The organism is Fluoribacter dumoffii NY 23, from assembly GCF_000236165.1.
GTDB classification, from domain to species: Bacteria; Pseudomonadota; Gammaproteobacteria; order Legionellales; family Legionellaceae; genus Legionella; species Legionella dumoffii.
This window is the reverse complement of record NZ_CM001373.1, coordinates 3,268,352-3,294,229: the sequence shown is the minus strand read 5'-3', so window position 1 is coordinate 3,294,229 and position 25,878 is coordinate 3,268,352. Positions and strand designations below refer to the sequence as shown.

Below are 25,878 nucleotides of genomic sequence, written 5' to 3'. Positions count from 1 at the left end.
ACAAATATTAAGATTAGACGAGGCAGAAATTAAAAGTATTGGCGATTACTATAAAGCGATTAAATTTTAAGAAATGTTCGTGATAAGGTTTCTCCTCCAGGTTGATTTTTGTTTGCTTACCACAGGGTTTTCATTGCTTTACCGAGAGAGGCATTATTGGTAGAACATGAATCAACTCGGGTTTGGGAATTTTAAGGTTGGGCCAATTCCCTTGCTGCATTCATGTCCATTTTGGTGATCAGCGAAAAAACCCGATCCATTTCCTGTGTTGAACTACGATTTTTTAAAAATTTCATACAACGAAACGCTACAATAAGCGCTTCTAAAGCCAAACTGGGTTCCCAGGTTACCAATTGATGGTATTCAACAAGTTCAACTATAAAATCGGTATATGGTTTTAAAAGGGCTGTTTCATTTTCGGCAATCAATGATTCGCATACAGACATATATACTAATAATTTTATCTTATTGCTAATGGACTCTTTATGAATCAGTTCCAATTGATGGAAGTTCATATTTTGTTTTTTCTTATCAAACTGAGCCATTGCTTCTTTTATCTGCTGGAGTTGTTTTTGTTCGATGGCAGACAAGTTTTTTTCACTGACCGAGGTGAAGGCAATTTTCTTGGCCGTGAGACTTTGAACTTGTTCCAGATAATCTTCACTAAGAAAAGAAGTGCCGTCGTTAAATTTTAAAAGCTCAACTCCTGGTATTCTCTTTAGAAAGTGCCTTAATTCGAGCTTGGTTGCTTCATATGCCTGATTAAATTTTCCATCAAGTTTTTTCAGTGAATTCAGACTAATAAAATTTAAGTCCAGCCAAAAGGGCTCTTGGGGTATTATTTCTTCCACTGTAATTATAATTTCGCTCAAATTTCCAAGGTTTAGAACCTTTCTAATGCGCTCTCGATTAAAGTATTCAGGGGGTTTTACAAGTGTTTGACCTTCTTCGTTATAAGGCAGTGCATTAATACCTGCCCATGCAGCAATCCGGTTCAAATAATAAGCATAAGGATTGGATGGATCTTTTTCCATCAATTCACGCGCAAATTGGGTTAGTGTCAACAAGGCGGGTTCAAGATGGATGTTAGATTCTTTTTGATGACTGAATTCACGAAATTCAATAACTGATTCTTCCTTTTGTTCGATAATGGGGGCAAAGGTATTAAGTAATTCTATTTTTTCTCGCAGATTTGCAAAAAGGTGGCAATTTATTGCACGAGTAAGCAATTCACTCTCGAAGTTTTTTAAGAGGTAAATAATTTCCTGCTGGAACTCCTCATCTTCTTTATCTAAATTAATCCTGGATAAATGATTCAATGAACAGGATGCATACCAGTTTAATGCTTCAATTTTGGCATGCAAACGACCCTGGGGGTATGCCTCTTCCCAAAAGTTTATGATGAAATTAAAAAGAAAGTTTAATCCAGCAGCCAGTCCTTTGAACTGGTATTGATGAAATAAACTAAATGCCAAATATGCGGCAATTTGTAAATCTTTGGTATGATATGTCAATAATTCAATTGAATTATCAATAATGCCTATCCAATCTACGTTAGAGGATTGGCCAATGCGTGCTAGTTTTTGGATTTCATTACGGATCTGGGTGTATTGAGAAAATTCATAGCATTGCTGTCCTACCCTATTGGATCCAGGGATAGGTTGTGTTCCTAACTTGCTTATCGAGTCAATCCTAAACATCGTACTCCCCTTGAGCCCAACAATGAGTAATGGTTCTGGGTAGTTTGGAAACATGAGAAAGATTTTGTTGGGCGATTCGGAGATCTCTTTGCGCTGCAAAATATTTTTGAATTTGCCACATGATGTCGTGCAAATAATTATTATATTTTATCCATTATTCATCGGCCTAAGCCGGCTGGCATCCACTTGAGACTTGGTGACAATTTAAGTATTACTGGTGCTGGCCAGGAGTTAAAATTGGGTGCGACTCACATTAGCCTGGTTGCCCAAGAGACGATTAACTTAACATCAACGGTGCAAAATGTTGACTGCAATCAAGGGATGTTTTCAATAAAAAATGCTTCATTCCAAGGCGATATTCTGAAGTTATCCTATCAATCATTGAAAATGTTGTGTAACTATATCCAGACGGTTAGCGATACGATAAACACTCAGGCAATTCGTTTGTATCAGCAAATAACCGAGCTCGAGCATCAATTGCTTGGTCATCTACGAAGCATCGTAAAGCATACTTATCGGATTGATTGCGATGAAATGGAGATCCATGCTCAGGGGGATGCCAAAATTGCGGCAAAACAAGTTCAATTAGGATAAAACATGACAATAGCATGTATGATCGGTGGTGAGGTCTTGACTGCAGGGCCAATAGATATTTGTAAAATGCCTCCTCGAGGGACACCTAATCCCTTTATGAATTTAGGCACCTGGTTGATGTGTGTGGATTTCGTCCCTACAGTTTTAATCAACGCCTCCCCCAGTTGTAATACAGGAACTATCATTCCCCAATCAAATGGCGATCAAGCTGGGACTATGGGGGGGGGTAATTTCAGGAACATTTATGGCTACCGTGACCCCATTAACGGGGGCCTTTAATGTGCTTATCGACGGATTACCTGCAAATAATCTGGGCATGACCGTTACCCTATCAAATAATACCAATACCATAGGCATTTATTCAGTGCCTTCACAAACAGAAGTCATTGCCTTATAAGGCAATTGATTCTGTAGTTGGGATATAAGCGCATGCCCTGTTAACTTTTAGATTGAATATTTAATTTTCTATAGGTTTTGCCCCCGCTCCTATTTCCGGTATATGCCTTAATTAGGAATTTTGCATAAGTTCAGTGGTCAATGGGAGCTGGTAATTAAATCTATTACAGCAAAATTTAAGTGAGGAGTTTAGATTTAATTATTTCCCATTGCACGGTGCCCACCACTAATTAAGAGGATAGCAGTCCTTTAACTATTTGAACTGGTGCTGAGGCTGAGTTCTGTTGCGTTTTCGTTCTAAAGAAACCTTGCCCTTTTAAAAGGTTGCTGGTCTCTGAATTTTGTTTCAGCTCCCCATTATCTTCTATATCTTTGCTGGAACCGCAGGTCAGAAAGGGAGCTATTTCTTCTGCACCTGGATTGCCAGTTTTTGTTGAAGATAAAATAAACTCAGTTTCCGAAAAATTTTCCTCTTCTGAATTGTAATCGATTTCTGAACTATAATTGGTTGCAGCGGTACTTTGTTTCTTGGAGCTTGCTTTACTTATTCGTTCATTTAAAAGCTGGGCGACTTCAGTTTGACCACTTGAAAGTGCTTTACTATAAATAACCCTTAGAAATTTTTTTTCCGGGGTGTAGGTTGCAAGGTCACATAAATAGCGAACAATTCCTGGATTTTTATTTTTCACTGCTAATTTTAATGCTTCTTCAACCGTGCGTTGATTAAGAGAGTGGATTTCATTCTCGCACACATACTCAACTATGTCCGGTATTCCCATTTTTACCGCGAGTAGAAAGGCCTCGCGGATAGCCAGTTTATTGGGTGCATTCTGTTTTGCATGACATAGGGTAAGGAAGGAAGCCACCTGATTTTTTTTCACCGTCCACAATAAGGCCTGATTCATGGCGCGCTGCATGGGTTGGTTCGGGGTATTCAAAGAACACAAAAAATCCAATATCAATACCTTTCCTGTTTTTGCCGCAGTGAAAAGCGCTTGGGTTATCGAGGATTGGTGTAGAGGATTGGCGGACAGGCTACATAAATAGTTGATGACCGCCAAATTTTCATTAAGAACAGCTTCTTCTAATCCTTCTTCAAGAGTTACCGAGAGTAATTGTTCAGGTAATTCATGCAAACATTGCACTAAAGCCAAGTTGCCTTTTTGACAAGCTTTTATAAATGCCCGGTGAATGGTTTGAGGCCTGGGGGCAATCAACGGCAAGTTGCATAGCTCTTTTATTACTTGGAGCTTAGAGGAGTTTGCTGCTTCATTAAAAGCCTTGTCAATAGCTGCAGGCGAGAGCATCTGTTTCTCTGAATGAGCCATAAGCAGCACAATATTCCAATGTCCCAGTTCAATTGCCAAATTAAATAGTTTGTTTACGTCTGATTTATTGAGAACCTTCTCAAAGGAATTATAAAAGAGCTGGAAGGTTTTTAATTTATTATTGGTAATAACCGCATTAAGAATGTGCATCAGCTCAATTGAAGATGGCTTATAATGATAAGCTGTTAAAAGATATCTGGTTACTTTTAATTGACCTTTCTCTGCTGCCATGAAAATAATTTTTTCAAGTTCATCTTCATCCAGCAGCGCATTGTCATTTCGGCAAAGGTGGTTGACAACGTCCCATTGATTTGCTTTCGCTGCAGTTTTTATCGCTTTATTGAAGGCTTCTGGGGCTATTTTTTCTTCCAAAAGAGTGATTAAACCAAGGTTGCCATGTTGGGCCGCTTTAATAAAAACTGTTTTACCTTCATATTCTTTTTCTGCCCAATTCGTGCGATGCACAGGGTCGTTTACTAATTTTTCGATAATTTGCCTTCGGATTGGCTCATTATCGATCAGTGCAAGTATTTCTATTAATACCCTTTCATATTCGCTGACTTCCCTGGCAACTACCGAAGGCAAAGACAGCGCTTCAATAAAGGCATTTAAGTCAAAAAGTTCGCCATGAAAAAGAAAAGCCACTTCCGCTGTTTTGGCTCTCAGAGCATATTTGTTATGCAGATCGAACTTCGCTTGCGGGATAATTAAATGTAATAAATTAAGCTTTTGAATAGCCTCAAACCAGGTATCCTCAATGAGATAATAATTAGCAGCGGTAAAAACAGGTTCAGTAGTTTGGGCAATAATGCAGGCTTTAACCTGCTCTCGGATTTCTTTACATTTGCGGTCTATTATTTTTTGGCAATCAGGATATTTTTTCAACTGACGTACAAAATCTTCGTCTTCAAGAAGGGCCGGATGATGATGGAGATTATCCAGTATTGTCTCAAATACAAGTTGGGCGGACGGATTTTTTTTCTTCGCGATTATTGAAAATAACGCCATTAATTGAAAAATTATTTCACTCGAAGTGGTACCTTGGGTCAGGTTTTGAATAAAATCTGCTACATTTTCTTCATTGATATGCGTAATCAGTTTGGGTTTGTATGGCAACAGGTAAAATACAGCGCCATTATTATTCCTAAAGAGCTGTTGTGCAGTCTCATCATCGATTAATTGTGCTAAATGTCCCAAAGTTCGCGGGGAGTACTCTCGAGCAACACAATTAATGATGCCAGGAAGTTCATCTGCAATAATGCGGGGCTGGTTTAATGTTTTGATTAGCATGCCCAACCAAGTAGAATTTTTTTGCTCTGATGCAATCGCTGCGATAAGGAAGTTTTGACCAAAAAGCTCATGTAACGCTAAAAAGTTGGTTGATGTTAAAGAAAACTGTACGGGGTAGTGTTTTTTTGAAATTTCAGTTAATTCTTCTCCAGCCAGTGTGCCATCCAGCGCATACTGTTGAAAGGCTTGTTCATCGCTGCATGTTTTTTGGGCTGCTTGCACGAGTTCGCTTGCTTCAGGAAAGTGGCTTAGTAAAGCGTACAAGCGAGAAACTTCATTGTCTTCCGAGTGGAGGGTAAACAAATAGTATTTTAGATAATCATGAAGCAAGTAAGTACTCAAAATGTCGTTTGTACTGACTTGGCGCTGCACGAGCCAGAGTATCAATGCGGCAAATAATTCCGTGTCACCTACCCATTCACGGCATAATCCCGTGATCCCTAACGGATGTTTTTGAGTGGCGAATTTATCGCTGAGACGGGCTAAATGAAGTTCGACACGTTTAATTGCTTCCTCATATTTTTGTTTATTCTGCTCAGCTGTTACTCTTTTTATAATCTCGGGATGGTCTTTAAAGAGTCCCTGGTTCGCTTGATAAAAGGATAGGATGGTTTCTTTATCTTCCTGCAATAAAGCAAAAAATAATGCATTTAATTTAGTAGGGTAGAGACTGTTATCTTGAGACAACAAATAATTCAATGTGATTAGAAACAAGGAGCACTTTGAATTTTCCTCGAATTTTTTCCTACAAAATTCAAGATAATCCATAAATACATTGTGTTGCTTTAGATTGGTAATGAGATCGTGGGTATCGCGGTTGCTTGATCGGGCAACTCGTATATCAGCCAATAGTCTCCTGTTTGTTTTCTGCGCTTGCGATAGTTCTGTTTCGCAAAGCCCAGGAGAGAGGGTCTGATTGGAAAGATGAAGCGCTGCTTTCTCGTCTTGAAGCCATTTAAATAGCTCACTAATGAGCATCTTTTGTCTCGTAAGATTAACATTGGTATAAGATGTACTACAAATAACCTTCAGTCAAGCTATTATTTGCACTTTGAGGGCTTAATTTGTTCTTTGTGGTGCTTAAATAAAATCATTATTTAAAAATGAAACCCATAAAATGGGGAATGATGGAGTAGAGGAGAAAAGGGTGCGGATAATAATTCAAGCTGCGGCACAATAAGCAGACGCTTTTTGAAAAAAAGCTCAATTTCCTGATCTGAACGATTTAAATTATGGAGAGGTAATTGTTAGGTAAAAAAATTAAGCCTGATTAATAGGCATAATCGGACTTCATGCATACGAAAACGATCCGAGGAGAGTAACCACATCCTTGTGGTATAGCGCCTTCCATGATGCTATAAATTCCCTTTAAGACATCCACTGTCATTCCTCGTTGTTTAAAGCATAGCAAAATGTTTTAAATTATCATCGCTTTTATATCTCATATTCATGTAAGAAATGTCTCAAACTTAATTACAAAAAAGCAATTCGAATAAATGAGTACCCACATCAGTTTAAAACAGGTTGTATCCAAACGTTCCTGCAACATTTTATTTGGAAAAAATACTCTAGGTAACGTGGAGTTCACGTACCAAAGTGAGCCATGCTTTCGCCGCCTCGGAAAGAAAGGAATTTCTGCGCCAAGTCACTGCCATATTCCATTGAAGTTCTTCGTCTTTAAGCAATAAGGCATTTATTTGGCTTCTTTGCCTTTGCATGGCAATCATCCGTGGCAAGAAAGCAACTCCAAGGCCCGCTGAAACTAGTTCTAACATAAAATCAATTTGACTGCTCTGAGCAACTATTTTGGGTTCGAAACCTCCTCGGTGACATGCATCCAAAATCATTCGATGCAAAGCAAATCCACTTCCAAAGAGGATGAAGGGAATTTCTTTGAGTTCAGATAAAGAAATTGAGGATCGCATTGCTAGTGGATGAGTAGCAGCTAAAAGCGCGACCAAGGGTTCCGAACGAATCGGTTGGCAATCGAACTCTTCAGGGATTGGCAATAAAGTTCCAGCAAAATCTATTTCTCCTGCCCGCAAACATTCCGCAAGTTTATCACTTCCATGTTCAATGAGTTCTACCTCAATACCTGGATAAAGTTGGTTATAACGGGCAAAAAGTGGAGCAAATAAAGTGCTGCTGCCCACCGGAGAAATACCCAAACGTAGACGCCCCTGCTTTAGGCCACGTAACTCGTCGAGTTCTTTAAGAAGATCATCTCGATCCGCAATCAACTTGAGGCCACGACGATATACTATTTCTCCCGCATTGGTGGGGACATTATTTTTTTTAAACCGCTCAATGAGCGGCATCCCTAATTCCTCTTCCAGCTGTTTGATTGCTTTACTTACTGTAGACTGGGTAGCAAAAAGAGTTTCTGCTGCTTTAGAGAAACTGCCCTGGCGTACCACTTCAATAAATACACGAAGTAGTTTGAATTCCATAACTATTCCAAAATAGAATGATTTTAAGTCAATAAATTCATTTTATTCATAATCAATAAAATTGTACACTTAAATGAAACGATAATGATCACATCGATTAACATATGGCATTAAAAATTCAGCAAAATTCAATTTTTCAGGTAGGATTGATTGTGCTCTTTTGGGTGGCAAGCGAGCTTGTAGTTAAACTTGCCAAACTTCCTGTACCTGGAGGAGTCCTCGGGTTGGGGATTGTATTGTCGCTTTTGATGACACGACGTATAAGGCTGGACAATATAAAACGTGGTACGGAATTGCTGCTTGGTGATATGTTGCTTTTTTTTATCCCCGCGGTGCTTGCCATAATCGAGCATCAGGAATTACTTAGTATGTTGGGGCTCAAAATTCTCTTCATTATTTTATCAAGTACATTCTTTGTCATGTTGGTCACCGCAATAGTAGTTGATTACTGTTATCAATGGAGAACAAAGCATGTTTCGCTCCATACTGGCTAACTCAGCAACGCAAACAGTATTCTGGTCATTGGTAACGATAGGAATGTACTTTCTTGTCAAACAACTCTACAGACGATGGTCATTTTGGTGGCTTATGCCTCTAATTCTTGCTCCAATTCTGGTTGCCTTCATGCTCCATGTACTGCATGTCAGTTATCATGATTATTTTCGCGGAACAAAATGGTTAGTGCTGTTACTTGGCCCTGTAACCGTTGCCTTTGCCATCCCTATTTATGAGCAACGGGCACTCATTCGCAAACATTGGCCTGTGCTTTTAATCGGTGTAATTGCCGGAAGTTTAACCTCCATATTTTCAAGTTGGGCATTAGCTACTCTTTTGGGTCTTGATGAAAACCTCCGCTTGAGCTTATTGCCCCGCTCAATCAGCACCCCATTTGCTATGGAAGTTTCCCGTGTAATTGGAGGTATACCGGATTTGACAGCCATCTTCGTTATTATTACAGGAATCCTGGGTGCAGTTGTTGGCGAGGTTATACTCACCTGGTTGTCTTTAAATTCTTCCCTTGCCCGCGGTGCTTTTTTTGGAGTGGGGGCGCATGCAGCAGGAACTGCCCAGGCGCGTAAAATAGGACATACTGAAGGAACAATTGCTAGTGTAGCGATGATTTTAGTGGGGCTTTTAAACGTATTTCTTCTTCCTCTCCTTAGCCCTTTGCTGAAATAAATGCACGCAATACATTGCGTCGTCAGGTATGTTTCAATTGTTTTCTTGCTGTTGTTAATCAATCCTTAAGCTGAGTTGTTTTACACTGATAAAAAGCCAAAAGGAGACTGCCATGACAAACAAGAAACTAACTGAGCGGTTGCACCAGGAGCTTGATGAACTTGGAGTGCCCGCATTAATGACTGAACGGGTACGGGTATGTTCAAAGTTATTTCAATTACCTAAATTCAAAATCGAAGCGCTGCTCCATGGAGTGGTGGCTCTTGATGCGAATTCCATGCAGAAAATCGCCGAGGAACTGGAAGTGAGTACGGACTGGTTATTTGCCGGTGCTAAAGGAAAAGCGAAACACTAAATAGGGTCAGGCGACTTTTATTAAACCATTATCCTCCTTAAGGTTTGAATAAGAGTGAATCATCATGCAAGAGGCCCACACAGGCAACACCTTGATCCGACAACCAGCGGTTTACCTGTTTGCGTTTGGTATAGACAGGTAAATCGGGGCGTTTCGCAGTTTTGTTTATCTTTTTTACCACGTCATCAGGGAGAAAATATTTTGGATAATTTATTAGAAGGTATTTTTTCAGCTTTTTACCTTGTTCTGATAACCAAAATCCCTCTCCCAGTGATGCCGAAATACAGATTTTCTTAATGTCACCGAAACGTGCGAAACTAATCAGTTTATGTAAGGAATGTTTACGCACGTAATGGGCTGTTTCATAGCCAAAAAATTGCGTTTTGCTATAGCGTCTTGCGACTAATGCTTTGGGTTTGATAAACCATCCTGCAGCATGCCGTTCGTTCTTTTTTTCCAGTATCCCACCAAAAAAGAACCATGTTCCCGGGTACCCTGAATTTCGGCCTGTGGACCTATACCAAGGATTATTGTGGATCACGGTAACCAGGCGATGAACTCCTTTTTTTCCCAGGTTGGCTGAAATCATTGGATATGAAGGTTGGGGGTGATTAAAAAATTTCATTGAAATTTATAATATTGCAGAATAGTTTAATCTACTATAAAGCATCAAAAAGACAATGTAAAAATAGGAATTACGCCTTTGATAGAATAGATTTTGGAGAAGGAAATTACCGTTATGAAAAGAAGTTCTGTCGGCGCATGCCTTCGATAATAGCATAGAGGTTAAGGTTATAACCTTAACCACTGAAATCATTATTATTGAGACATTCTATGGTAAATGTTTACTCCATGGTTGACTACATCAGTTAAATTAGCAACACTGGGGATTGAGGAGTTACCTGAGAAAAACGCCAAACCTGCCTGAATTCCCCGGCCAAGGTTGGCTCCTATAGCATAGTTGTTTAATGAAGCAGGGGCTATCGCTTCGAAAGCATGAATGGCAACATCTGGAAGATATTCCAATGCGGCAGCTTCTGGGTTATTCATGTATTGAACCATAACAAGCGTAGCAACTAATGCGTTATACCCTCGATAAGCAGTACTCCAGTTTAACAAATTATACATACTCAGCATTTTTTACTCCTATATATGATTTAAAAGTCCGGCGTTATTATAAAGTAAATTATACAATTTTTAAACAAAATCCTTTTGAGCAGGGATTTTTCTTTTCTTTCCCAAACAGCATTGAAGTTAGAAAAAAATTAGATAATATAATAACTTGCTGCAGAAAACCTTAACATTTTGGTGTTCAGTAGCTTAATCAATCACCGGGTTAAATTTTATTTAATCCTGATTCATTTTTTCACTAAAAGGATTTCTAAATGGCAGGATCAACTTCAAATATATTGACGCGTCTGCAAGCCCGAGTACCTACTTCTTCTTCCGCTCACAGGAATATTCAAAGGGGAAACGCAGGTTTGGCAGTGACGCAACTGACGGTACAATCAGGGCTGGAGATTACAAATACTACAAGTCCTATTCCGCTAATCCCAATAGCATTTACCCAGTTTCTCAATTCAGGGTATGCTGTATTACGTGAAGACACACATCTCAATGAAAAAGTGATTCAAGGTCTTCAGGCTTTATTCTCAGCGGTTATCTTGGGGTTTGCTATCAGTCTGATATTCAATGATCAAGAAGTAATTCGTCAGGTCATGTATTTATTTCAACTCCTCTACAGTTCTCTTCTTTTAATTTCCTGGGGAGGCAGTGAAATGTCAAGGGACTCTTCAACAAACTCCGCTACGACAGAAGGTGCAGCTCATCGGCTTAAATCTCTAATCAAACGTGCAGTTGATCCTGACGAAGATTTGGAAAAAGCAGAGAAAAAAGATGAAGAGGAAGAATATGATGAAACCGAAGAGAATAATTTAGAACAGATTCGAATCTCAAAAACCTGAACGTGTTTGAGGTAGACCTAATTTATTATGCCGGGGGTATTTCTTAACCTTTGGGGGAATGTTGTGGTTTAGTGGTTTCTCCAAGTTTAATACCCGCGAGCACGTTTTGGAAAATTTCAAAATTATTGTTTAGTGAATGGGTGTTAATTATTGGAAACATAATATGTTGGAAGAAAGAGGATCGTTTCTCAATTTCTTCAGCATAAATTTCAGCTATTATTTCGGGTTCATTTTTAAATTCACCACACCCCCAGGCACCAAACATGGCATTAGGTTGCTTTGCAACAATTAAGGTATCAAGTTGTGCGGCTATTCGACGTCGCAAATCGTCTCGATGTGCTCTGACTACTTCAGGAGCTTGGGACTGCGGTTCAGAAAAATGTTCAGGGGCAGCAGATCTTAGTTCATGAAAAGGAAAAATACTTGTTGATGGAAGAAAGGAGAAACTGATTTCAGGGTCAGGAAATTTATTGGAGTTATAATCATCCATTGACGCTTCAATTAATACTTCCGGACCCCTAAAACAAATTCTGGGTTCTACACTGTAGTAGGTTTTACAGGCGTCAGGTGAATAAGCTTCCAAACATATTTCTTTTAAAATGGCGAGTTCTTCTTCCGTCATTTTCCTGCGGCCTTCGATCAGTTCCCTTCCTTCAGGGGTGTACTCGAATACCTCTGTAGACTCTGGCTTGGGCTTGACTATATTTTCCAATAATGAAAGTACGCATGTGCTTCTATGCCACATGTTTTCTTCCTGGGCACTTCCGCCTTCCAATGCGCCGCCGCCAGGGTATCGTGAATTGGCCATGTTTAAAATGGAGTAAATTCTTGCATATTTTTTCGTTGCCTCGAATGCGGCATCCCCCCAGTCTTTATATACCACTTCAACTTCCGAAGGCGGGGTGGATCTTGTTTTAGTCCAGGAAGACAAATTTGTTAATGCCTGGCGCTTTAATTCTTCCGCTTTCCTGTGATCGGTTATTACATTTAATGTTTTTCCCATGCTTTCATGACGCCAACGGTCGCCGGAAAGCGACCCGGATAATAGGCCGGGTTTATGTGACTCATGCACACTAAGAATGGAAGCAAATTCTGATGGACGTACTGTAGCTCTTCCTCTAAAAAATCTTAGAAACATAATTCAAAAGTCCTTACTGGTTGCATAGTAATGCCTTATATGGGCATTATGTTTATGATTGTTCTATGTTTGTTTTTAAAGTTTTAAATAGAATTGGGAACTTCGATTTATTCCTTTGTATCCGCAATACTGCTTCAAAAACCATTCTTTTGTTCATATATTTAGCATAGTGTATCTGATTGGTAATTCAAGAAAGGATCTCTTAATTTATTGCGAAGGATAAGAACTGCCTCATTTAAAAAATTAGCGCATTCCCATTTTATTTTAGCCAAATTTATATTCCTTAAGAATTAAATCAGCTATATTAAAGAAATCATAGAACACGGAGCGTTTATATGAGAAAAAATTCCCTAAAAAATCTGCTGGGTTTGATTGTATTTTCTGTTTCACTTCAAGCGATTGCCAATGAGACGATTAAAGTGCAGGTTAAAACAAAAGAGGCATCGGCTGCTGCCCTGGGGTTTACTGTAGAGGGCAAAAAATCGGGTGCCCGAGGAAAATCTTATTCCGGCAAGGGACCTGTAAATAAAGTGTATGTATTTGGATATCGAAAAAACTCTGCTTTTGGTCCCGATATTTTGTGCGGTTCTCACAAATTGACAAAAGACAGCATTGTGACTTTAGTCACTACAGGGAACCATTGTTCTATTGAAGTAAATTAACAAAGGCTAAACGGGAAAAGAATAAATGCTGTTTCCCTTCACCAATTTTGAGAAGGGGCAGTAAGTCCTGCATCTTCAATCATTTGCTCATAAATCAAAACCAAAACCGAGCCTTGATGAACTTCCAAAAAAATTTCAGGGTGAAGAGTTCGATTAAAACAAGAGTTCATTCCCGGAAATGAAAGTTGAGCATTATGGAGTTCCCATTGAAGGCCTATAGAAGAAAGGGTTGCGGTGGGTATTCCAATGAGTGAAATTTTTGTATGTGGAAGTAATGCAAGATTTATCCTGGACTGTTCATTTAAAACAAATCCTTTTATGGGAGGAGCATATAAAAGACAATTTGTTTCCATGAAAATATTTATATTATTCAATATATGATCCAGGTGCCCCCCATTGATGCCAACTATTATGGAAGGTAATAAATCATTTTTTTTTAAATAGCCCATGGCTTTTTGATAATCACTAGAACTCTGATCTGCTACATGAAGGAAAGGATAGGTCTCCAGGAGCTCCGGATGGACAGAGTCCAAATCGCCAGTGATTAACTGAGGTTGGACCCCAAGGTCAAATAAATAATTAGCGGCGCCATCCGCTGCAATAATAGGAACATTCTTTGTTGTGAAAAACGACGGCCCGGGTAAATCCCCATTCAGACATAAAATAGACCTGTAACCGGTTAAATTAATTACATCGTGCATCATAATGCCGTTTTAACAGAATGAGCAATAAACTTACGATCAAGCCCACGATATTTGAACTGATTACAAAAAAAGAATTGGTGCTGCTTCCATAAATAATCCATGCTACGGAACATATCAGATAATTAATTAACATGATCATGGATAGGTCTTGGGTAGATCTTGTTTTTAGGGATTTGATAATTTGCGGTAATAAACCAATAAAAGAAGTAATAAAAGCGATAATACCTGAGAACATAACAATAGACACATTTTCCTCCGCTCAGACGAATGAGATCAGGTTCAAAGGGTTGGTTTGATCCTCTCAGCCTCAAAAATGGCACCCCTAATGTACAAAGATTATTCTACCATGAAAGAGCTTTGCTGCCAAAGGAGAATTTAAGACTGGCATCCAGTTACCCCCTTGGAATAATTTTGGCTTTACCGTATTCATCAACAGCAAATAATAGGCTAATGAACGGAGTTGCGTCAGACGCAGGAAGAAAAAATTTACTCTGGGATAAGCAACGGTTCATCCTTACAAAATCAACTTTAATTGCTCCCAGTAGCGATTATAAAGCAAGAGCGTTTCTTCACCCACATCACGCTGGAATTGACCTTTGGTCATGATTTCTGCTGGCGGGTAAACCATAGGATTGTCGCGAATGGGCTGAGGCAATAAAGCCCTGCCTTTTGCATTGGTGATGGCATGTCCCTCTTTTAAAGCGATTTGTGCACTTATTTCTGGTTTAAGGATAAAGTTAATAAATTCCAGTGCTTCCTTCGGGTGCGGTGGATTTTTAGGAATGGCCAAACAATCAACCCAAATGACAAAACCATCTTCGGGATAAACAAACTCAACTGCCTTATTTTCCTCGTGCGCTTTAAAGGCATCTCCATTCCAGGAGGAGCCGATTACGGCGTCGGCATCGATCATAATTGCCTGAATGCTGTCACTGGCAAATAATTTTATATTAGGTACAAGCTGCACCAAATGGTCATAAGCTTTCTTGATATGCCCCGGATTTGTGTCATTGGGATCAAATCCCAGGCTCATTAAGGCTATTGCAAAAATTTCCCGTGAATCATCCAAAAGCATTAATTGATTATGCCATTTGGGAAACCACAACTCCTTCCAGCTCTTCGGGGGATTGGGTACAACCTCCTGATTATAAAAAATCCCGGTTGCCCCCCATATAATGGGGATACTGAACTGATTGCCATTATCATAATCATTATGCACAAACCGTGCATCCAGATTAATTTTATTAGGCAATTTCTGCGGATCAAGTCGTTCAAGCATGCCTTGTCGTTTCATGCGTTCCACAAAATATGCAGAAGGTAAAATTACATCATATACAGTCTGGTGGCTGGCCCTGAGTTTGGCATACATGGTTTCATTGCTGTCATAGGTAGAAAAGTTAACCTTAATTCCAGATTCTTGTTCAAATTGCTGAATGACCTCTTTAGGAATTTCTCCCCCCCAGGCATAAACATTAACCACGGGCGCCGAAAAAATTTTGGGGGTAAAGAAAAACAGCACTAACAGAAAATACTTCATACTTGTTTCCCCGAAAGACGATGGGAAATGATGACCAGAATCATCGATAAAACGAATGTTATTGAACACAAGGCATTCAACTCAGGGGTAACTCCTGCGCGCACCAGGGAGTAGATGGTTAAGGGCAAAATGTTAAACTCCGGTCCTGCCACAAAATAGCTGATGATGACGTCATCGAAAGATAATGTAAAACTCAACAGAAAAACGCTTAAAACTGCGGGCCATAATAAGGGCAATAAAACTCGTGTTAATGCAATATAACGACTCGCTCCCAAATCCAGGGCCCCAAAATAAATATTGGGATTTAAAGTATTAATCCGTGCATTAATAGTCACAATGACAAAGGGAATACAGAAAGTAATATGGGCAATTAACAAGCTTATGAAACCAATCGGGGTTTTGCTCATATTGAAAAAAATTAATAAAGCCACACCCAGTACTAAGTCCGGGATGATAATCAGGGAGAGTAATATAGAAAATAAAATTTTGCGGTGTTTGGATCGGAACAAAAATAAGTGGATGGAGGCCAATAAGCCCATAATGGTGGCGATAAATGCCGAGCCAAGACCCAAAATGATGGAGTTCAAAAAGGCAGCCCATAAGCCGCGATCCTGAAATAGTTCGTTATACCATTGTAGAGAAAACCCCTTCCATTGGAGGGAAAATTTGGCCTCGTTGAATGAGTATAAAATTAATACCGCAATGGGAACATAAAGTGAGGCATACACAAAAAAAAGGAAAAAGCGCTTCAGCAGGTTATTCATTGAATTGCCCCATTTTTCCGTGGTCGAAAAATAAGAAACAACAAAAGCAATAGTGAAGTAAGCATCACGCTGGTGGCAGATCCTTGAGGCCAGTCACTTAAAACGAGAAACTGGTTCTGAATTAAATTACCCAATAAAATAGAACGCGCCCCCCCTAAAACGTTGGGGATGTAAAACAGGGTCATTGCAGGTAAAAGAACTAACAAACAACCCGATAAAACTCCTGGTGCTGTACTGGGCAGAAAGACTCGCGTAAAAATAGACCATTTGTTTGCGCCCAAGTCTTTAGCCGCTTCAAATAATCTGAAATCAAATCGTTCCATGTTCGTAAAAATAGGGAGCACCATAAAAGGGAACAAATTGTAAACCAATCCGATAATCACTGCAAAATTGGTATACAGTAAGGATAAAGGTGCATGTATCAAATGTAATTTTAATAAAATTGCATTTAAAACCCCTTTATATTTAAGGATAGCGATTAAAGAATAAGTTCTGATTAAGGAACTTGTCCAAAAGGGGATAATAATCAATAGCAATAAAATGGATTGCTGTCTCGATTTTATCAACAAATAACTAAACGGGTAGGCAATAAGAAGACAAAAAAAAGTGGTAATGCAGGCTATGAGTAAAGAGCGGAGAAAGATTTTTACAAAAACTGCAGTAAACAGGCTGGTGTAATTTTCCAAGGTAAATGGTAATGCAACCAGATGATGGCTGTCCTTGGAAAGAAAGCTGGCGGCAAACATCATCAATAGGGGAATAAGACCAAAAAAAATGAGCCAAAAATAAAGGGCATAAAGCGCAAATGATTTAGCTTTCATAAGGTAATAGAACCTCCCAACCAGGTAACCACTGCACCCATACTTGCTCAGCAAGGGTATATTCCAATTTATCGTCATCCTCATCAAAAAATTCCGAAGCATTAATTATTCTTCCGGAGGCAAGTGCAACTTTAAGATCAACGGTTGAACCTTTATAAATAATATCTACAATGCGGCCAGGCAACATACCTGCAGGATTATCCACCTCAGATAATCCCCAAACCCGAATGTCTTCCGGACGTACGATTAAATGGAGCCGATCACCGACCTTGTAATTACCCGTGTTCTTACAAAACAGAGGGACATCTTCAACTGCTGTCATAAGGTCTTGGTCCTTTAAGGCATGAACTTGCACATCAAAGATATTGGTTTCGCCGATAAACATGGCTACATAAAGATTCGCCGGGGTCTCATAAATACACTTGGGTGTGCCTATTTGTTCAATATGACCATGATTAAATACCACAATGCGATCGGACATCGACAACGCCTCTTCTTGATCATGAGTAACAAAAATAAAGGTCATGTTCAGCATTTTCTGCAATTGTTTTAACTCAGACTGCATGTCCTTTCGGAGACGATAATCCAGAGAGCTTAGGGGCTCATCCAATAACAGGACTTGCGGTCTGTTGATAATTGCCCGTGCAATGGCTACCCTTTGTTGTTGTCCGCCACTGAGTTGTTTTATATTTCGTTCTGCAAAGCCCTCAAGTTGCACAAGCTTCAATGCATCAAGAACCCGTTCTCTAATTTCGGGCTCGGAAACCTTTTTACACCGTAAAGCAAAGGCAACATTTTCATAAACGGATAAATGAGGAAAAAGAGCATAGCTTTGAAATACAGTGTGTACATCCCTTTTTTGTGGGGGCAAACGATTCACACATTGGCCGCTGATATAGATTTCCCCTTGAGTTGGGTGCTCAAAGCCAGAAATAAGCCGTAACAGGGTGGTTTTTCCACACCCCGAAGGGCCAAGCAGGGTTAAAAATTCCCCATGATAAACACTTAAGGAAACATCATTCAAAATAGGGATGTTGCCGTAGGATTTATAAATGTTCTTGATCTCAATGAGCGGTGTTGTCATTTGCTGTGTCAATGAAAAAACGATAATTATCGCCACTGTAATTGGTCTTGTCCAGTAAACGTGTGGTTATTTGATCCCAAAATGGAACTAAGGATAAAGGGTGGTTCTATTTTTTATTGGTCAAAAGCTAAACCTTTTCAGCTGTTCAAATGGATTATTTTTTAGCATAATGGCTGCGATGTCTGTTTGGATTTAAATGTTCCACCAGGCTGACTTTGGTGACTGATCCTTGAAGGCCTTTGTCTTGAGGATGTATTTTCAGATAAGGAATAAAAATGAAAAGAAGTGCTTTGTTACTCATGGGATTGACTCTAACTGGTTTGGCTATGGCTGGAAGCCCTAAAAAAGAAGTGCGTCATATTGTGACGCTCAATGGTTTAGCGAACGGAGATGGCCGTTTTATTCGTACCGATGTGACCGAAAATGGAAAATATAAATTTGGCTATTATTTTTGTGGGACTCGCCATAGCGTTGTTTATGGAGATATAGTGTTTGCTGATGAGGTAGCTGATACCTATCGTGTAGAACGCTCCATTAAATTTTCAATTTGCCAGGATGAAACTTTAACTGAATGCCTGGAATTTGCGTCCGATCATTTTACAATTTTTAAAAATAAGGAAGGCAATCTGGAAATAGACGCTCGTCCTGTCTTGCCTATTAGCGTCGCATCAATAAAGGATGCATTTAAAGGATGTGAACCTAATCCAGAGGAAGACAACCGAATGAAAAAAATAATCCATGCAGGCAGCAGTTACCTGCTTCGCCAAGGTTAAGGGAATAAAATAATCTGGGAAATAATGCGAAATTTTCCCAGATTAGAACCAGCAAGTAACGGCAAATTTTGGATTAAGCTGCCCCTACATGCAGCGCAATCGCGTTTTGAGTTACAGCATATTGTTGGAAAATTTTGCAAAATCCATTTAAATTGTGAGCAAAAATTCAAAGATTTTATTATAATGCTCCGCTATTTTTTCATTGATGAATATTATGTCGCATCCAAAAACATCTATTTTATTTATTGGTTTATTATCGGCTTTTTCTTTACTTACATTTGATCTTTATCAACCTTCGTTGCCTTATATCACCAGTTTTTTTGGTACCACGCACAGCTTAAGTCAATTAACTTTAAGTATTTACCTGTTCGTCTTTGGGGTGACCCAATTAGTTTGGGGACCGCTTATCGACTATTTTGGACGCCGTCGTTTATTGCCTCTCAGTTTGTTAATTGCCGTTTTTGCCAGCTTAATCTGTGCTTTTGCTCCCAATGTTTTTGTGCTCATTCTTGGGCGGGCATTGCAAGGCTTTGCTTTATGCTGCGCCAATTTAATTGCCTTTTCCATCTCCAGAGACTTTGAAGATACTGTTGAACGGGCAAAAGTTTTATCTTATGTGTCAATGATTGTTTCAATTTCCCCCATTATTGCTCCTGTATTAGGCTCTATTATTTTTACCTATTGCAGTTGGCAGGCGAATTTCATGTTAATGGCAGTTATTGGCCTGGTACTTTTGCTGCAAGCTCGCAAAGGACTCTTTGAATCCCCCTTTTGGACTCAACCTACAGAACCTTTTATTATAAAAAAGGTCATCCAGGGCTATAAGGAGATTATTCCCTCGCCTGTTCTTTGGAGCGGCTCATTGATTATGATGTTCAGTTTTGCGGCAGTAATGCTTTCAGTCATTAATTCATCCTATATTATTATTGAACAATTTGGTTTTTCGCCCCTGGTGTATGGAATTATTTTTATTATTAACGGATTAAATATTATTGTGGGCAATTATCTGGGGATTTGGCTGCGAAACTATTTCAGCATGGCTTCCACTATTTATCTTGGCAGCTGGTTTATTATTTGTGGTGGGTTTGCCATGTTACTGGGTACCCATTTGTATGAATTTAATATTTATACTTTATCCTTTGCCTTGATTTGTAACCTGGGAATTAGTTTGACAGCTCCGGCTACCATGTCCATTATGCTTGCGGATTATAAGGAAAATACAGGGCTTGCTCTGGCCATTATCCATACTGTGCGTATGTTTGGTTCCTCGGTTTTAACTATTATAAGTGCTTATTTGCTCATGCAAACACTTATCGCGTTACCCCTAGGGTTAATTGCTTGTGGGTTAGGGGCTTTGTACAGCACATGGTCTTTTAACCGCTTAACGGTCAGTGATCCTGAATTGGATGGGGTAGAGGCTGCGTAGTATTACTCGCCGGAAAAATAAAATTTGGCAAAATTATAAACAGCTTATACACTTAAAGTATTTGAGGGCGTCTGCTGCTCCCAAAAAATAGGGGTCCCCAGATACACTAAGCCCGGGAAAAGAATCATGGAGGATATAAATGAAAAGATGGCCAGCCGCTGTAATGGGAGTTTCATTGCTCCTATTCTTCCCCCCAACCCATGCGCAGACCCCCGATATCAACAATGCCTTTAGCAATAATATCACCAGTTATACTCAACTGGTGCGAGCTGTTGAGAGCGGGGAAGATGTTAGGGCTATCATTCATTTCGATAATTGCCAGGTAACAGGACCGGAACTTCCTACTCAAGTCCAGAGAAAGTTGGAAGGAGCTTCAACTCGCTTTGATTTTACTCACTATTTTCATGGTCAGGAAACCGTCAATGATGAATTAATCGATACGGTGACAACGTCCATGAAAATTTTTATACAGAACCCTTCGGGGGGATTCTTAACTTTGACAGGGCGTTTGAGTGTTTTTGAGGATAACTCAGCCACCTTGCACGTGGATTTCTTTGATCCCGTGTTGCATAAGCAAAAATTGGTCGTTGACTGGCTTTGCAATATTAGTAACGGCGAAGACAATAATGGCTTAATGCTGTTCAATGGTTAACTAAAAATAAACAATCAGGTAATTCTTTATTCCTTGTTGATTGCACCTGCCAGAAACGAGGATTTTTAAGTATGATTGGAGAATTTACTACTGCCCTATGATATTATTTTGCTTTCACAAAATTGTCCCCGGTAATGAAAATAAAAAATTTATTTTATGCATTTTTTATCTCGATAAGTTTGAACGTTGTAGCTGCTCCGCGCTTTATATCCGCTGAACCATTTCCTGCAACCCGTTATGAAATCAATGGACCTGCTTTATGTGCTACCGCCAAAGAAACATTGGCTTATTTAAATAGGGGGTACCCTTATGATCCTAAGGTCATTCACGAAGGGAAAGTATTTAAAGTTCCCCTTGCGCGAATCAAAGCAACCTTGATGTTCATTTGTCAGCATCAAAACGAATTGAATGATCCCGCTTTTGTTAAAAAGAACTTCTCTTTTGTTCGCTGGTATCCTGATTATGAGCAAACCAGGTCCCTGGCCTTAAAAAAACCACTCATCGCCCGCTTACCTAAAGAAAAAATTTTAATGACCAAATATTATGTCCACCGAGCCAAGGCAGCAACTCATTACAGTCCGGCTTATCCTTTTCCTCTTTATGGACTTCCCCAGGATGAAGAATCTCTGACTTTGGAAGAAGCAGATGCCAAACCTGGCCTGGTACGTTTCCAGTATGGAAAGCAAGCTATTTTAAAAGGGGCCTTAACCAATAAAAAAGTTCCAGTACTGGGTTATTTCAAACGGGACGATCTTGAGGCTGCTTTAATGCAAGGTACTGTCGTTGCAGATTTTGGACCCAATCATCCGACAAGAATTTTTAATGTCCATCGTTGCAATTATATTGCATACGATAAAGCTAAAAACCCGTATCAGCAAGAACGTTACTGGTATTTTAAACCTGTAGCGGGTATCAAAGGTTATGGCAAGGATGCGGATCATAAAATTACCGTGGATACCGGTGTTACTTTTGCTGCAGACCTTGAGCAATTTGGTTTGGGAAAATTATTGATGGTGCAATATCCTGATCGAAAAGGTAATATGGTGACCCGGGCCGGTATTTTCGCAGACACCGGTGGAGCATTTGAGAATAATTTGTACCAAGTGGATTTTTTGGCGGGAAGTTATGCAGGGAAAGAAGCCTTCATGCAAGGCACCCGCGATTTTCCTGATTACGTGGCTGCCTTTTTTATGATATTAAAAAAATAATATGAAATTTTTTTTATTTTGCTCATTTTTTATAACTTCGATGGCGCACGCCTTTTCTTGTGATGCGCCACAAAAAATTCATAAAGCGCCGATTCAATTTGATGCAAAACGTCTTGCCTTAACCCGCCAATACCAGTTGACTCATTATGGAATCGATTCCCCATCCATTGACATTGATCCACGGATGATTATTTTGCACTGGACCTGTATTCCTACTTTCAAGGCAACTTTTCGAGTTTTTTATCCATCCACATTCCCTAAAAACTCCCCACGGATTAAGGAATTACCGGGTGAATTGAACGTCTCAGCTCATTATTTAGTTGACCGTGATGGAAGTATTTATCAGCTGATGCCTGAAAACTGGATGGCAAGACATGCTATAGGATTGAACCATTATGCGATTGGTATTGAAAATGTTGGTGGGGTCAATAGCGAGGATGATCTGACTGAAGCCCAGAGCAAAGCGAATGCATTTTTAGTGTGTTATCTTAAGAAGAAATACCCGCAAATCCAATATGTGATTGGACATAATGAATATTTGAATTTCAAAAATACTCCTCTTTGGCTTGAACGGGATCCAAATTATCAAACAGATAAGCAAGATCCAGGTCCCGATTTTCTCAACCGGGTGATGAGATTAGTACAAAAAAGTAAAAATACACCAAATTGGCATCAACATTCCGGGACTCATATTTTTGAACTGTCCTCACTGCGTGAATGAATTCATGGAAAAGACGGAAAGTAATGCGGGGAGTTTGAAAAGTGCAGCGTGTGCTTTCAAGCCTAGGGAGTTAACATCAGGAGTGGTCTAATTTTACTATGAAAAATTCTTGTTTAAATCCCTGTTTTTTTATCTTTGGCTTTGGTTATACGGCAGAAGCTTTGGCCAAAGAGCTGCTGCAGTTGAATTATCAGGTAATCGGCACAACCCGTGATAAGAAAAAAATCCTGAGCCATACTTCTGCCGACTATATGCTGATTGATTTTCATGACCCTGGGATTGCAAGGTTGTTGAGTAGGGCAACCCACCTTTTGATAAGCGTGCCTCCCTTGGCAGAGATTGGAGATCCCGTGCTTGCATCCTACAGTGATTTAATCCGCCAACATGCGTCACATATCCAATGGCTGGGCTACCTCTCCTCAACCAGTGTCTATGGCGACCACCAAGGCGCCTGGGTAACGGAAGAGTCAGCTTTTCTAGCGCCAGGAATACAAGGGAGGTTAAGGGTACAGGCAGAAAATGCATGGATGGCTTTTGCCAAAGCTCAGAAAATTCCACTGCATGTTTTCAGATTGGCGGGTATTTATGGCCCCAAGCGAAATGCAATTGAACGTCTTATAGCTGGAAAAAAAGAAAGTATTTTTAAAGAAGGTCATTTTTTTTCAAGGGCGCATGTTGCGGATATTGTTTCTGTAATTTGTGGGTCGATAAAAAAACCGCATCCCTATTCTGTTTACAATGTTGCGGATGATGAGCCTGCACCGGCTTATTGTCTTGATGCCTTTGCTGCCTCATTACTTAACCGCTCCCCTTTACCGCTTGTCCCGTATACGGCAGCAACCCTGTCCCCTATGGAACAGCAATTTTATGCGAATAATCGCCGTGTCTCCAATGAAAAAATTAAAAAAGAATTAGGGATAACGCTTCTTTACCCCTCTTATCGGGAGGGGCTAAGCACTATTTTTAAAGAAATGCAGCATAGAATTAAGTAAACCATACTTTAATTTCATAGGATGACGAGTCACTACTCATCAGTACATGAATCAGACTATAATAAAGCTTATTGATTTTATCCTAGATTAGAGCATGGAGTAGCGATGGCTGATAAAATATGGGATGTACTGGTCGTGGGAGCGGGGCCTGTCGGTTTATTCTGCGCAAATGAACTCAAACGGCATGGTTTAAATTGCCGCATTATCGACAAAAAGTCGACTCTCAGTGATAAATCAAAGGCTTTAGCCATCCATATCCGCACCCTTGATCTGCTTAAAGATGGTGGTTTTCTTGAACAAATACTCATTGAAGGCCAAAAAGTAAATGGAGTATTGTTTCAATCTGAGGGAAAAGAATTAATCCATGCCACCTATGCTCTTGTAGAAGCAGATTATCATTTTGTTATCGATCTTCCCCAAAACAGGACAGAACATATTTTCCAGCAAGCGTTACTCGACAGGGGCCTGCACGTTGAGTGGCAAACAGAACTTATGGATATGGAACAAACACCAACTCATATCATATCTACTGTAAAACATATTGATGGCGAGAGTGAAAAAATTCAATCTCATTGGATTATTGCTTGTGATGGATCGCACAGTACCATGAGGAAACTGGTTCATGCTGAATTTATAGGCTCCTCTTTCAAACAAACCTGGTGGCTTGCCGACTTGCTTATTGATTGGGAGTTACCTGAAGATAAATTTATTCTCTTTGTAAGCGACAAAGGGCCGGCTGCGTGTTTTCCTATGGGAGAAAAACGGTATCGAGTGGTCATGACTGCCCCGGAAAAAATTATGCATCAGGAACCCACCCTTGAAGAGATTACTCATGCTTTTAAGGTACGGTGTAGTGAGCCCGCTAATTTACATGATCCTGTTTGGATTAGCCAATTTGGCATTGATCACAAACAAATCCAAAACTATCGTTATGGGCGAGTATTTTTTGCAGGGGACTCAGCCCATGTTCATAGTCCTATGGGAGGCCAGGGTTTAAATACCGGCTTACAAGATATCTATAATTTGGTTTGGAAACTGGCTCTAGTACAAAAAGGACTCGCAAAGGATGCATTACTGGATAGTTATAACAGTGAACGCCATCCCATCGCTGCAGAAGTTTTAAAACAAACCGGAAATATAACCCGGTTAATAATGATGAGCAATCGGGTGATGATTTTTTTACGCAATTTCATCCTAAAGATGGCTATGTCCTTTGATTCAATGAAGCGTTTTGTTTTATATAACCTTGCTGAATTGACAGTAAGTTATGCCAAAAGCCCTATAGTGAAGGTATTGGGAGAAAAAACTTCTTTTAAAATAGGTGAATTTCTCATTAGTTTTCCTCTCATTGAGGCCAGAACTCATGAAAAAAGACAACTTCAGCAGATAACTCAGGGAACCCTGCATCATTTATTTTTATTTGCCGGTCTAAGCCAAACGAATCAAATGCCGCTCCTCATTGAGACAGCAAGGAACCTAGCGCAACAATTTAATGGTTTGATTAAAACGCATATCATTGTCTCCCATCCTGATATAGCCTTACCCGATGCGGATATTTCAATGTTTTTTGATGAACAGCAAACGATGCATCAACGTTTTAAAATCAATCAGCCAATTGCAGTGTTAATTCGACCGGATAAATATATCGGTTTAACCCAAATGCCTGTGAATCCTGAGGAGTTGCAGGCCTACATGAGAACTGCTTATTTTCGTTTGGGGGGTAGTCTTGCTTCATAACGATTAATAAATTTGCACACTTGTGCTGCTCTTTTTTTAAAGAGGGATATAATGAAAATAATGTAACTCCCGGCTACAAAAAGGTTCGTTTTAAGAACAAATAGCAAACAAATTGCTGTGAAAATTTAAAAAAGTTGTAATTAAGATAAAAATAGAATAAAAATTTGCATAAAGCCCTTGGACCATTTTATTGCAAACAAGTAAGGCAAATTAGGCAATACTGCTGGTACAAAGAAATTGAATCCCTTATTTTCAGTGACACCCTTTACACTATGGCATGTTTCATGTGGGTAGGGAAAGATTTTGTGTGCTTTATCGATACAAATGAAAACAGCGGCACATGCGCGTATTGCAGCTTATTTACGCCAGACAATGAATAAAAGAAATATAAAATGGATTATAT

General features: G+C 39.6%; 27 protein-coding genes and 1 riboswitch. Of the genes, 15 read left to right on the top strand and 12 right to left on the bottom strand.

The window, feature by feature from the left end:
* Positions 1 to 191: 191 nt before the first annotated feature.
* Complete coding sequence (locus KYQ_RS15025) at positions 192 to 1,700, bottom strand: TssA family type VI secretion system protein (RefSeq protein WP_019350241.1); 1,509 nt, start codon at positions 1,698 to 1,700, stop codon at positions 192 to 194.
* A 144-nt stretch (positions 1,701 to 1,844) separates the two neighbouring features.
* Here KYQ_RS15025 and KYQ_RS15015 point away from each other — a divergent pair, with 144 nt between their 5' ends.
* Genes KYQ_RS15015 through KYQ_RS19180 form a run of 3 tightly spaced genes read left to right on the top strand, consistent with a single transcriptional unit; the run spans position 1,845 to position 2,691 of the window.
* Positions 1,845 to 2,294: a DUF3540 domain-containing protein gene (locus KYQ_RS15015; RefSeq protein WP_081466370.1), complete on the top strand. Its 450-nt coding sequence runs from the start codon at positions 1,845 to 1,847 to the stop codon at positions 2,292 to 2,294.
* A 3-nt stretch (positions 2,295 to 2,297) separates the two neighbouring features.
* Positions 2,298 to 2,573, top strand: coding sequence for a PAAR-like domain-containing protein (locus KYQ_RS18950; RefSeq protein ID WP_081466369.1), 276 nt, complete (start codon positions 2,298 to 2,300; stop codon positions 2,571 to 2,573).
* The gene (locus KYQ_RS19180; RefSeq protein ID WP_432416361.1) at positions 2,539 to 2,691 is read left to right on the top strand and encodes a hypothetical protein; all 153 of its coding nucleotides are present in this window, start codon (positions 2,539 to 2,541) and stop codon (positions 2,689 to 2,691) included. Before KYQ_RS18950 ends, KYQ_RS19180 begins: the two co-directional genes overlap by 35 nt.
* Before the next feature lie 229 nt (positions 2,692 to 2,920).
* On the opposite strand, the gene KYQ_RS15005 is transcribed toward KYQ_RS19180, so the two are convergent.
* Together KYQ_RS15005 and KYQ_RS15000 are read right to left on the bottom strand one after the other, a co-directional pair.
* Positions 2,921 to 6,286, bottom strand: a complete 3,366-nt coding sequence (locus KYQ_RS15005) for a hypothetical protein (RefSeq protein ID WP_019350236.1) — start codon at positions 6,284 to 6,286, stop codon at positions 2,921 to 2,923.
* A gap of 590 nt (positions 6,287 to 6,876) precedes the next feature.
* Positions 6,877 to 7,758 (bottom strand): LysR family transcriptional regulator, encoded by an 882-nt coding sequence (locus KYQ_RS15000; protein WP_010654939.1) that lies wholly within the window; start codon positions 7,756 to 7,758, stop codon positions 6,877 to 6,879.
* A 104-nt stretch (positions 7,759 to 7,862) separates the two neighbouring features.
* Between KYQ_RS15000 and KYQ_RS14995 the strand changes: the two genes are divergently transcribed.
* The 3 genes from KYQ_RS14995 to KYQ_RS14985 all read left to right on the top strand — a co-directional run bounded on the left by KYQ_RS14995 (position 7,863) and on the right by KYQ_RS14985 (position 9,292).
* Positions 7,863 to 8,252: a CidA/LrgA family protein gene (locus KYQ_RS14995; protein WP_019350235.1), complete on the top strand. Its 390-nt coding sequence runs from the start codon at positions 7,863 to 7,865 to the stop codon at positions 8,250 to 8,252.
* Complete coding sequence (locus KYQ_RS14990) at positions 8,230 to 8,937, top strand: LrgB family protein (RefSeq protein WP_019350234.1); 708 nt, start codon at positions 8,230 to 8,232, stop codon at positions 8,935 to 8,937. The genes KYQ_RS14995 and KYQ_RS14990 overlap by 23 nt, the downstream gene beginning before the upstream one ends.
* A gap of 112 nt (positions 8,938 to 9,049) precedes the next feature.
* Entirely contained in the window at positions 9,050 to 9,292 is a 243-nt protein-coding gene (locus KYQ_RS14985) for a hypothetical protein (protein WP_010654936.1), read from the top strand.
* Positions 9,293 to 9,329: 37 nt separating this feature from the next.
* Here KYQ_RS14985 and KYQ_RS14980 read toward each other — a convergent pair whose 3' ends face one another.
* Both KYQ_RS14980 and KYQ_RS14975 read right to left on the bottom strand, forming a co-directional pair.
* On the bottom strand, positions 9,330 to 9,917 hold the full coding sequence (locus KYQ_RS14980; protein ID WP_010654935.1) for a hypothetical protein: 588 nt from the start codon (positions 9,915 to 9,917) through the stop codon (positions 9,330 to 9,332).
* Between the two features lie 194 nt (positions 9,918 to 10,111).
* Positions 10,112 to 10,429 (bottom strand): hypothetical protein, encoded by a 318-nt coding sequence (locus tag KYQ_RS14975; protein ID WP_010654934.1) that lies wholly within the window; start codon positions 10,427 to 10,429, stop codon positions 10,112 to 10,114.
* A 248-nt stretch (positions 10,430 to 10,677) separates the two neighbouring features.
* Here KYQ_RS14975 and KYQ_RS14970 point away from each other — a divergent pair, with 248 nt between their 5' ends.
* Positions 10,678 to 11,256 (top strand): hypothetical protein, encoded by a 579-nt coding sequence (locus KYQ_RS14970; RefSeq protein ID WP_010654933.1) that lies wholly within the window; start codon positions 10,678 to 10,680, stop codon positions 11,254 to 11,256.
* A gap of 43 nt (positions 11,257 to 11,299) precedes the next feature.
* Here KYQ_RS14970 and KYQ_RS14965 read toward each other — a convergent pair whose 3' ends face one another.
* Positions 11,300 to 12,394, bottom strand: coding sequence for a poly(ADP-ribose) glycohydrolase domain-containing protein (locus KYQ_RS14965; protein ID WP_010654932.1), 1,095 nt, complete (start codon positions 12,392 to 12,394; stop codon positions 11,300 to 11,302).
* A gap of 335 nt (positions 12,395 to 12,729) precedes the next feature.
* Here KYQ_RS14965 and KYQ_RS14960 point away from each other — a divergent pair, with 335 nt between their 5' ends.
* Entirely contained in the window at positions 12,730 to 13,056 is a 327-nt protein-coding gene (locus KYQ_RS14960) for a hypothetical protein (protein WP_010654931.1), read from the top strand.
* Between the two features lie 38 nt (positions 13,057 to 13,094).
* Here KYQ_RS14960 and KYQ_RS14955 read toward each other — a convergent pair whose 3' ends face one another.
* The 6 genes from KYQ_RS14955 to potA all read right to left on the bottom strand — a co-directional run bounded on the left by KYQ_RS14955 (position 13,095) and on the right by potA (position 17,966).
* A complete protein-coding gene (locus KYQ_RS14955; protein WP_010654930.1) occupies positions 13,095 to 13,757 on the bottom strand; it encodes a thiamine diphosphokinase in 663 nt (220 codons plus the stop codon).
* Positions 13,741 to 14,007 (bottom strand): SemiSWEET family sugar transporter, encoded by a 267-nt coding sequence (locus tag KYQ_RS14950; RefSeq protein ID WP_010654929.1) that lies wholly within the window; start codon positions 14,005 to 14,007, stop codon positions 13,741 to 13,743. The genes KYQ_RS14955 and KYQ_RS14950 overlap by 17 nt, the downstream gene beginning before the upstream one ends.
* Positions 13,994 to 14,094, bottom strand: a riboswitch (TPP riboswitch). Its footprint overlaps the gene before it by 14 nt.
* Before the next feature lie 180 nt (positions 14,095 to 14,274).
* A complete protein-coding gene (locus KYQ_RS14945) occupies positions 14,275 to 15,297 on the bottom strand; it encodes an ABC transporter substrate-binding protein (protein WP_019350231.1) in 1,023 nt (340 codons plus the stop codon).
* A complete protein-coding gene (locus KYQ_RS14940; RefSeq protein ID WP_019350230.1) occupies positions 15,294 to 16,061 on the bottom strand; it encodes an ABC transporter permease subunit in 768 nt (255 codons plus the stop codon). The genes KYQ_RS14945 and KYQ_RS14940 overlap by 4 nt, the downstream gene beginning before the upstream one ends.
* Positions 16,058 to 16,882, bottom strand: coding sequence for an ABC transporter permease (locus KYQ_RS14935; protein WP_010654926.1), 825 nt, complete (start codon positions 16,880 to 16,882; stop codon positions 16,058 to 16,060). The genes KYQ_RS14940 and KYQ_RS14935 overlap by 4 nt, the downstream gene beginning before the upstream one ends.
* Positions 16,872 to 17,966 carry a spermidine/putrescine ABC transporter ATP-binding protein PotA gene (gene potA / locus KYQ_RS14930; RefSeq protein WP_010654925.1) on the bottom strand — a complete coding sequence of 365 codons (1,095 nt, stop codon included), beginning with the start codon at positions 17,964 to 17,966 and terminating at the stop codon, positions 16,872 to 16,874. Before potA ends, KYQ_RS14935 begins: the two co-directional genes overlap by 11 nt.
* Before the next feature lie 275 nt (positions 17,967 to 18,241).
* Between potA and KYQ_RS14920 the strand changes: the two genes are divergently transcribed.
* From KYQ_RS14920 to KYQ_RS14885, 7 genes are all read left to right on the top strand, one after another.
* Positions 18,242 to 18,739: a hypothetical protein gene (locus tag KYQ_RS14920; RefSeq protein WP_010654924.1), complete on the top strand. Its 498-nt coding sequence runs from the start codon at positions 18,242 to 18,244 to the stop codon at positions 18,737 to 18,739.
* Positions 18,740 to 18,953: 214 nt separating this feature from the next.
* Positions 18,954 to 20,165: an MFS transporter gene (locus KYQ_RS14910; RefSeq protein ID WP_010654922.1), complete on the top strand. Its 1,212-nt coding sequence runs from the start codon at positions 18,954 to 18,956 to the stop codon at positions 20,163 to 20,165.
* A 139-nt stretch (positions 20,166 to 20,304) separates the two neighbouring features.
* Positions 20,305 to 20,817 (top strand): VirK family protein, encoded by a 513-nt coding sequence (locus tag KYQ_RS14905; RefSeq protein ID WP_019350227.1) that lies wholly within the window; start codon positions 20,305 to 20,307, stop codon positions 20,815 to 20,817.
* Positions 20,818 to 20,951: 134 nt separating this feature from the next.
* Complete coding sequence (locus KYQ_RS14900; protein WP_010654920.1) at positions 20,952 to 22,025, top strand: hypothetical protein; 1,074 nt, start codon at positions 20,952 to 20,954, stop codon at positions 22,023 to 22,025.
* Between the two features lies 1 nt (position 22,026).
* Complete coding sequence (locus tag KYQ_RS14895) at positions 22,027 to 22,746, top strand: N-acetylmuramoyl-L-alanine amidase (protein WP_010654919.1); 720 nt, start codon at positions 22,027 to 22,029, stop codon at positions 22,744 to 22,746.
* A 98-nt stretch (positions 22,747 to 22,844) separates the two neighbouring features.
* Positions 22,845 to 23,738: an SDR family oxidoreductase gene (locus KYQ_RS14890; protein WP_010654918.1), complete on the top strand. Its 894-nt coding sequence runs from the start codon at positions 22,845 to 22,847 to the stop codon at positions 23,736 to 23,738.
* A 105-nt stretch (positions 23,739 to 23,843) separates the two neighbouring features.
* Entirely contained in the window at positions 23,844 to 25,475 is a 1,632-nt protein-coding gene (locus KYQ_RS14885; protein ID WP_019350226.1) for an FAD-dependent monooxygenase, read from the top strand.
* The last annotated feature ends 403 nt before the right edge of the window (positions 25,476 to 25,878 follow it).

What these genes read in the sequence shown, in the direction of transcription:
- KYQ_RS15025 (WP_019350241.1), bottom strand. Translation starts at nt 1,700, where the DNA reads ATGTTTAGGATTGACTCGATAAGCAAGTTAGGAACACAACCTATCCCT.
- KYQ_RS18950 (WP_081466369.1), top strand. Translation starts at nt 2,298, where the DNA reads ATGACAATAGCATGTATGATCGGTGGTGAGGTCTTGACTGCAGGGCCA.
- KYQ_RS19180 (WP_432416361.1), top strand. Translation starts at nt 2,539, where the DNA reads ATGGCTACCGTGACCCCATTAACGGGGGCCTTTAATGTGCTTATCGAC.
- KYQ_RS15005 (WP_019350236.1), bottom strand. Translation starts at nt 6,286, where the DNA reads ATGCTCATTAGTGAGCTATTTAAATGGCTTCAAGACGAGAAAGCAGCG.
- KYQ_RS15000 (WP_010654939.1), bottom strand. Translation starts at nt 7,758, where the DNA reads ATGGAATTCAAACTACTTCGTGTATTTATTGAAGTGGTACGCCAGGGC.
- KYQ_RS14995 (WP_019350235.1), top strand. Translation starts at nt 7,863, where the DNA reads ATGGCATTAAAAATTCAGCAAAATTCAATTTTTCAGGTAGGATTGATT.
- KYQ_RS14990 (WP_019350234.1), top strand. Translation starts at nt 8,230, where the DNA reads ATGTTTCGCTCCATACTGGCTAACTCAGCAACGCAAACAGTATTCTGG.
- KYQ_RS14985 (WP_010654936.1), top strand. Translation starts at nt 9,050, where the DNA reads ATGACAAACAAGAAACTAACTGAGCGGTTGCACCAGGAGCTTGATGAA.
- KYQ_RS14980 (WP_010654935.1), bottom strand. Translation starts at nt 9,917, where the DNA reads ATGAAATTTTTTAATCACCCCCAACCTTCATATCCAATGATTTCAGCC.
- KYQ_RS14975 (WP_010654934.1), bottom strand. Translation starts at nt 10,429, where the DNA reads ATGCTGAGTATGTATAATTTGTTAAACTGGAGTACTGCTTATCGAGGG.
- KYQ_RS14970 (WP_010654933.1), top strand. Translation starts at nt 10,678, where the DNA reads ATGGCAGGATCAACTTCAAATATATTGACGCGTCTGCAAGCCCGAGTA.
- KYQ_RS14965 (WP_010654932.1), bottom strand. Translation starts at nt 12,394, where the DNA reads ATGTTTCTAAGATTTTTTAGAGGAAGAGCTACAGTACGTCCATCAGAA.
- KYQ_RS14960 (WP_010654931.1), top strand. Translation starts at nt 12,730, where the DNA reads ATGAGAAAAAATTCCCTAAAAAATCTGCTGGGTTTGATTGTATTTTCT.
- KYQ_RS14955 (WP_010654930.1), bottom strand. Translation starts at nt 13,757, where the DNA reads ATGCACGATGTAATTAATTTAACCGGTTACAGGTCTATTTTATGTCTG.
- KYQ_RS14945 (WP_019350231.1), bottom strand. Translation starts at nt 15,297, where the DNA reads ATGAAGTATTTTCTGTTAGTGCTGTTTTTCTTTACCCCCAAAATTTTT.
- KYQ_RS14940 (WP_019350230.1), bottom strand. Translation starts at nt 16,061, where the DNA reads ATGAATAACCTGCTGAAGCGCTTTTTCCTTTTTTTTGTGTATGCCTCA.
- KYQ_RS14935 (WP_010654926.1), bottom strand. Translation starts at nt 16,882, where the DNA reads ATGAAAGCTAAATCATTTGCGCTTTATGCCCTTTATTTTTGGCTCATT.
- potA (WP_010654925.1), bottom strand. Translation starts at nt 17,966, where the DNA reads ATGACAACACCGCTCATTGAGATCAAGAACATTTATAAATCCTACGGC.
- KYQ_RS14920 (WP_010654924.1), top strand. Translation starts at nt 18,242, where the DNA reads ATGAAAAGAAGTGCTTTGTTACTCATGGGATTGACTCTAACTGGTTTG.
- KYQ_RS14910 (WP_010654922.1), top strand. Translation starts at nt 18,954, where the DNA reads ATGTCGCATCCAAAAACATCTATTTTATTTATTGGTTTATTATCGGCT.
- KYQ_RS14905 (WP_019350227.1), top strand. Translation starts at nt 20,305, where the DNA reads ATGAAAAGATGGCCAGCCGCTGTAATGGGAGTTTCATTGCTCCTATTC.
- KYQ_RS14900 (WP_010654920.1), top strand. Translation starts at nt 20,952, where the DNA reads ATGAAAATAAAAAATTTATTTTATGCATTTTTTATCTCGATAAGTTTG.
- KYQ_RS14895 (WP_010654919.1), top strand. Translation starts at nt 22,027, where the DNA reads ATGAAATTTTTTTTATTTTGCTCATTTTTTATAACTTCGATGGCGCAC.
- KYQ_RS14890 (WP_010654918.1), top strand. Translation starts at nt 22,845, where the DNA reads ATGAAAAATTCTTGTTTAAATCCCTGTTTTTTTATCTTTGGCTTTGGT.
- KYQ_RS14885 (WP_019350226.1), top strand. Translation starts at nt 23,844, where the DNA reads ATGGCTGATAAAATATGGGATGTACTGGTCGTGGGAGCGGGGCCTGTC.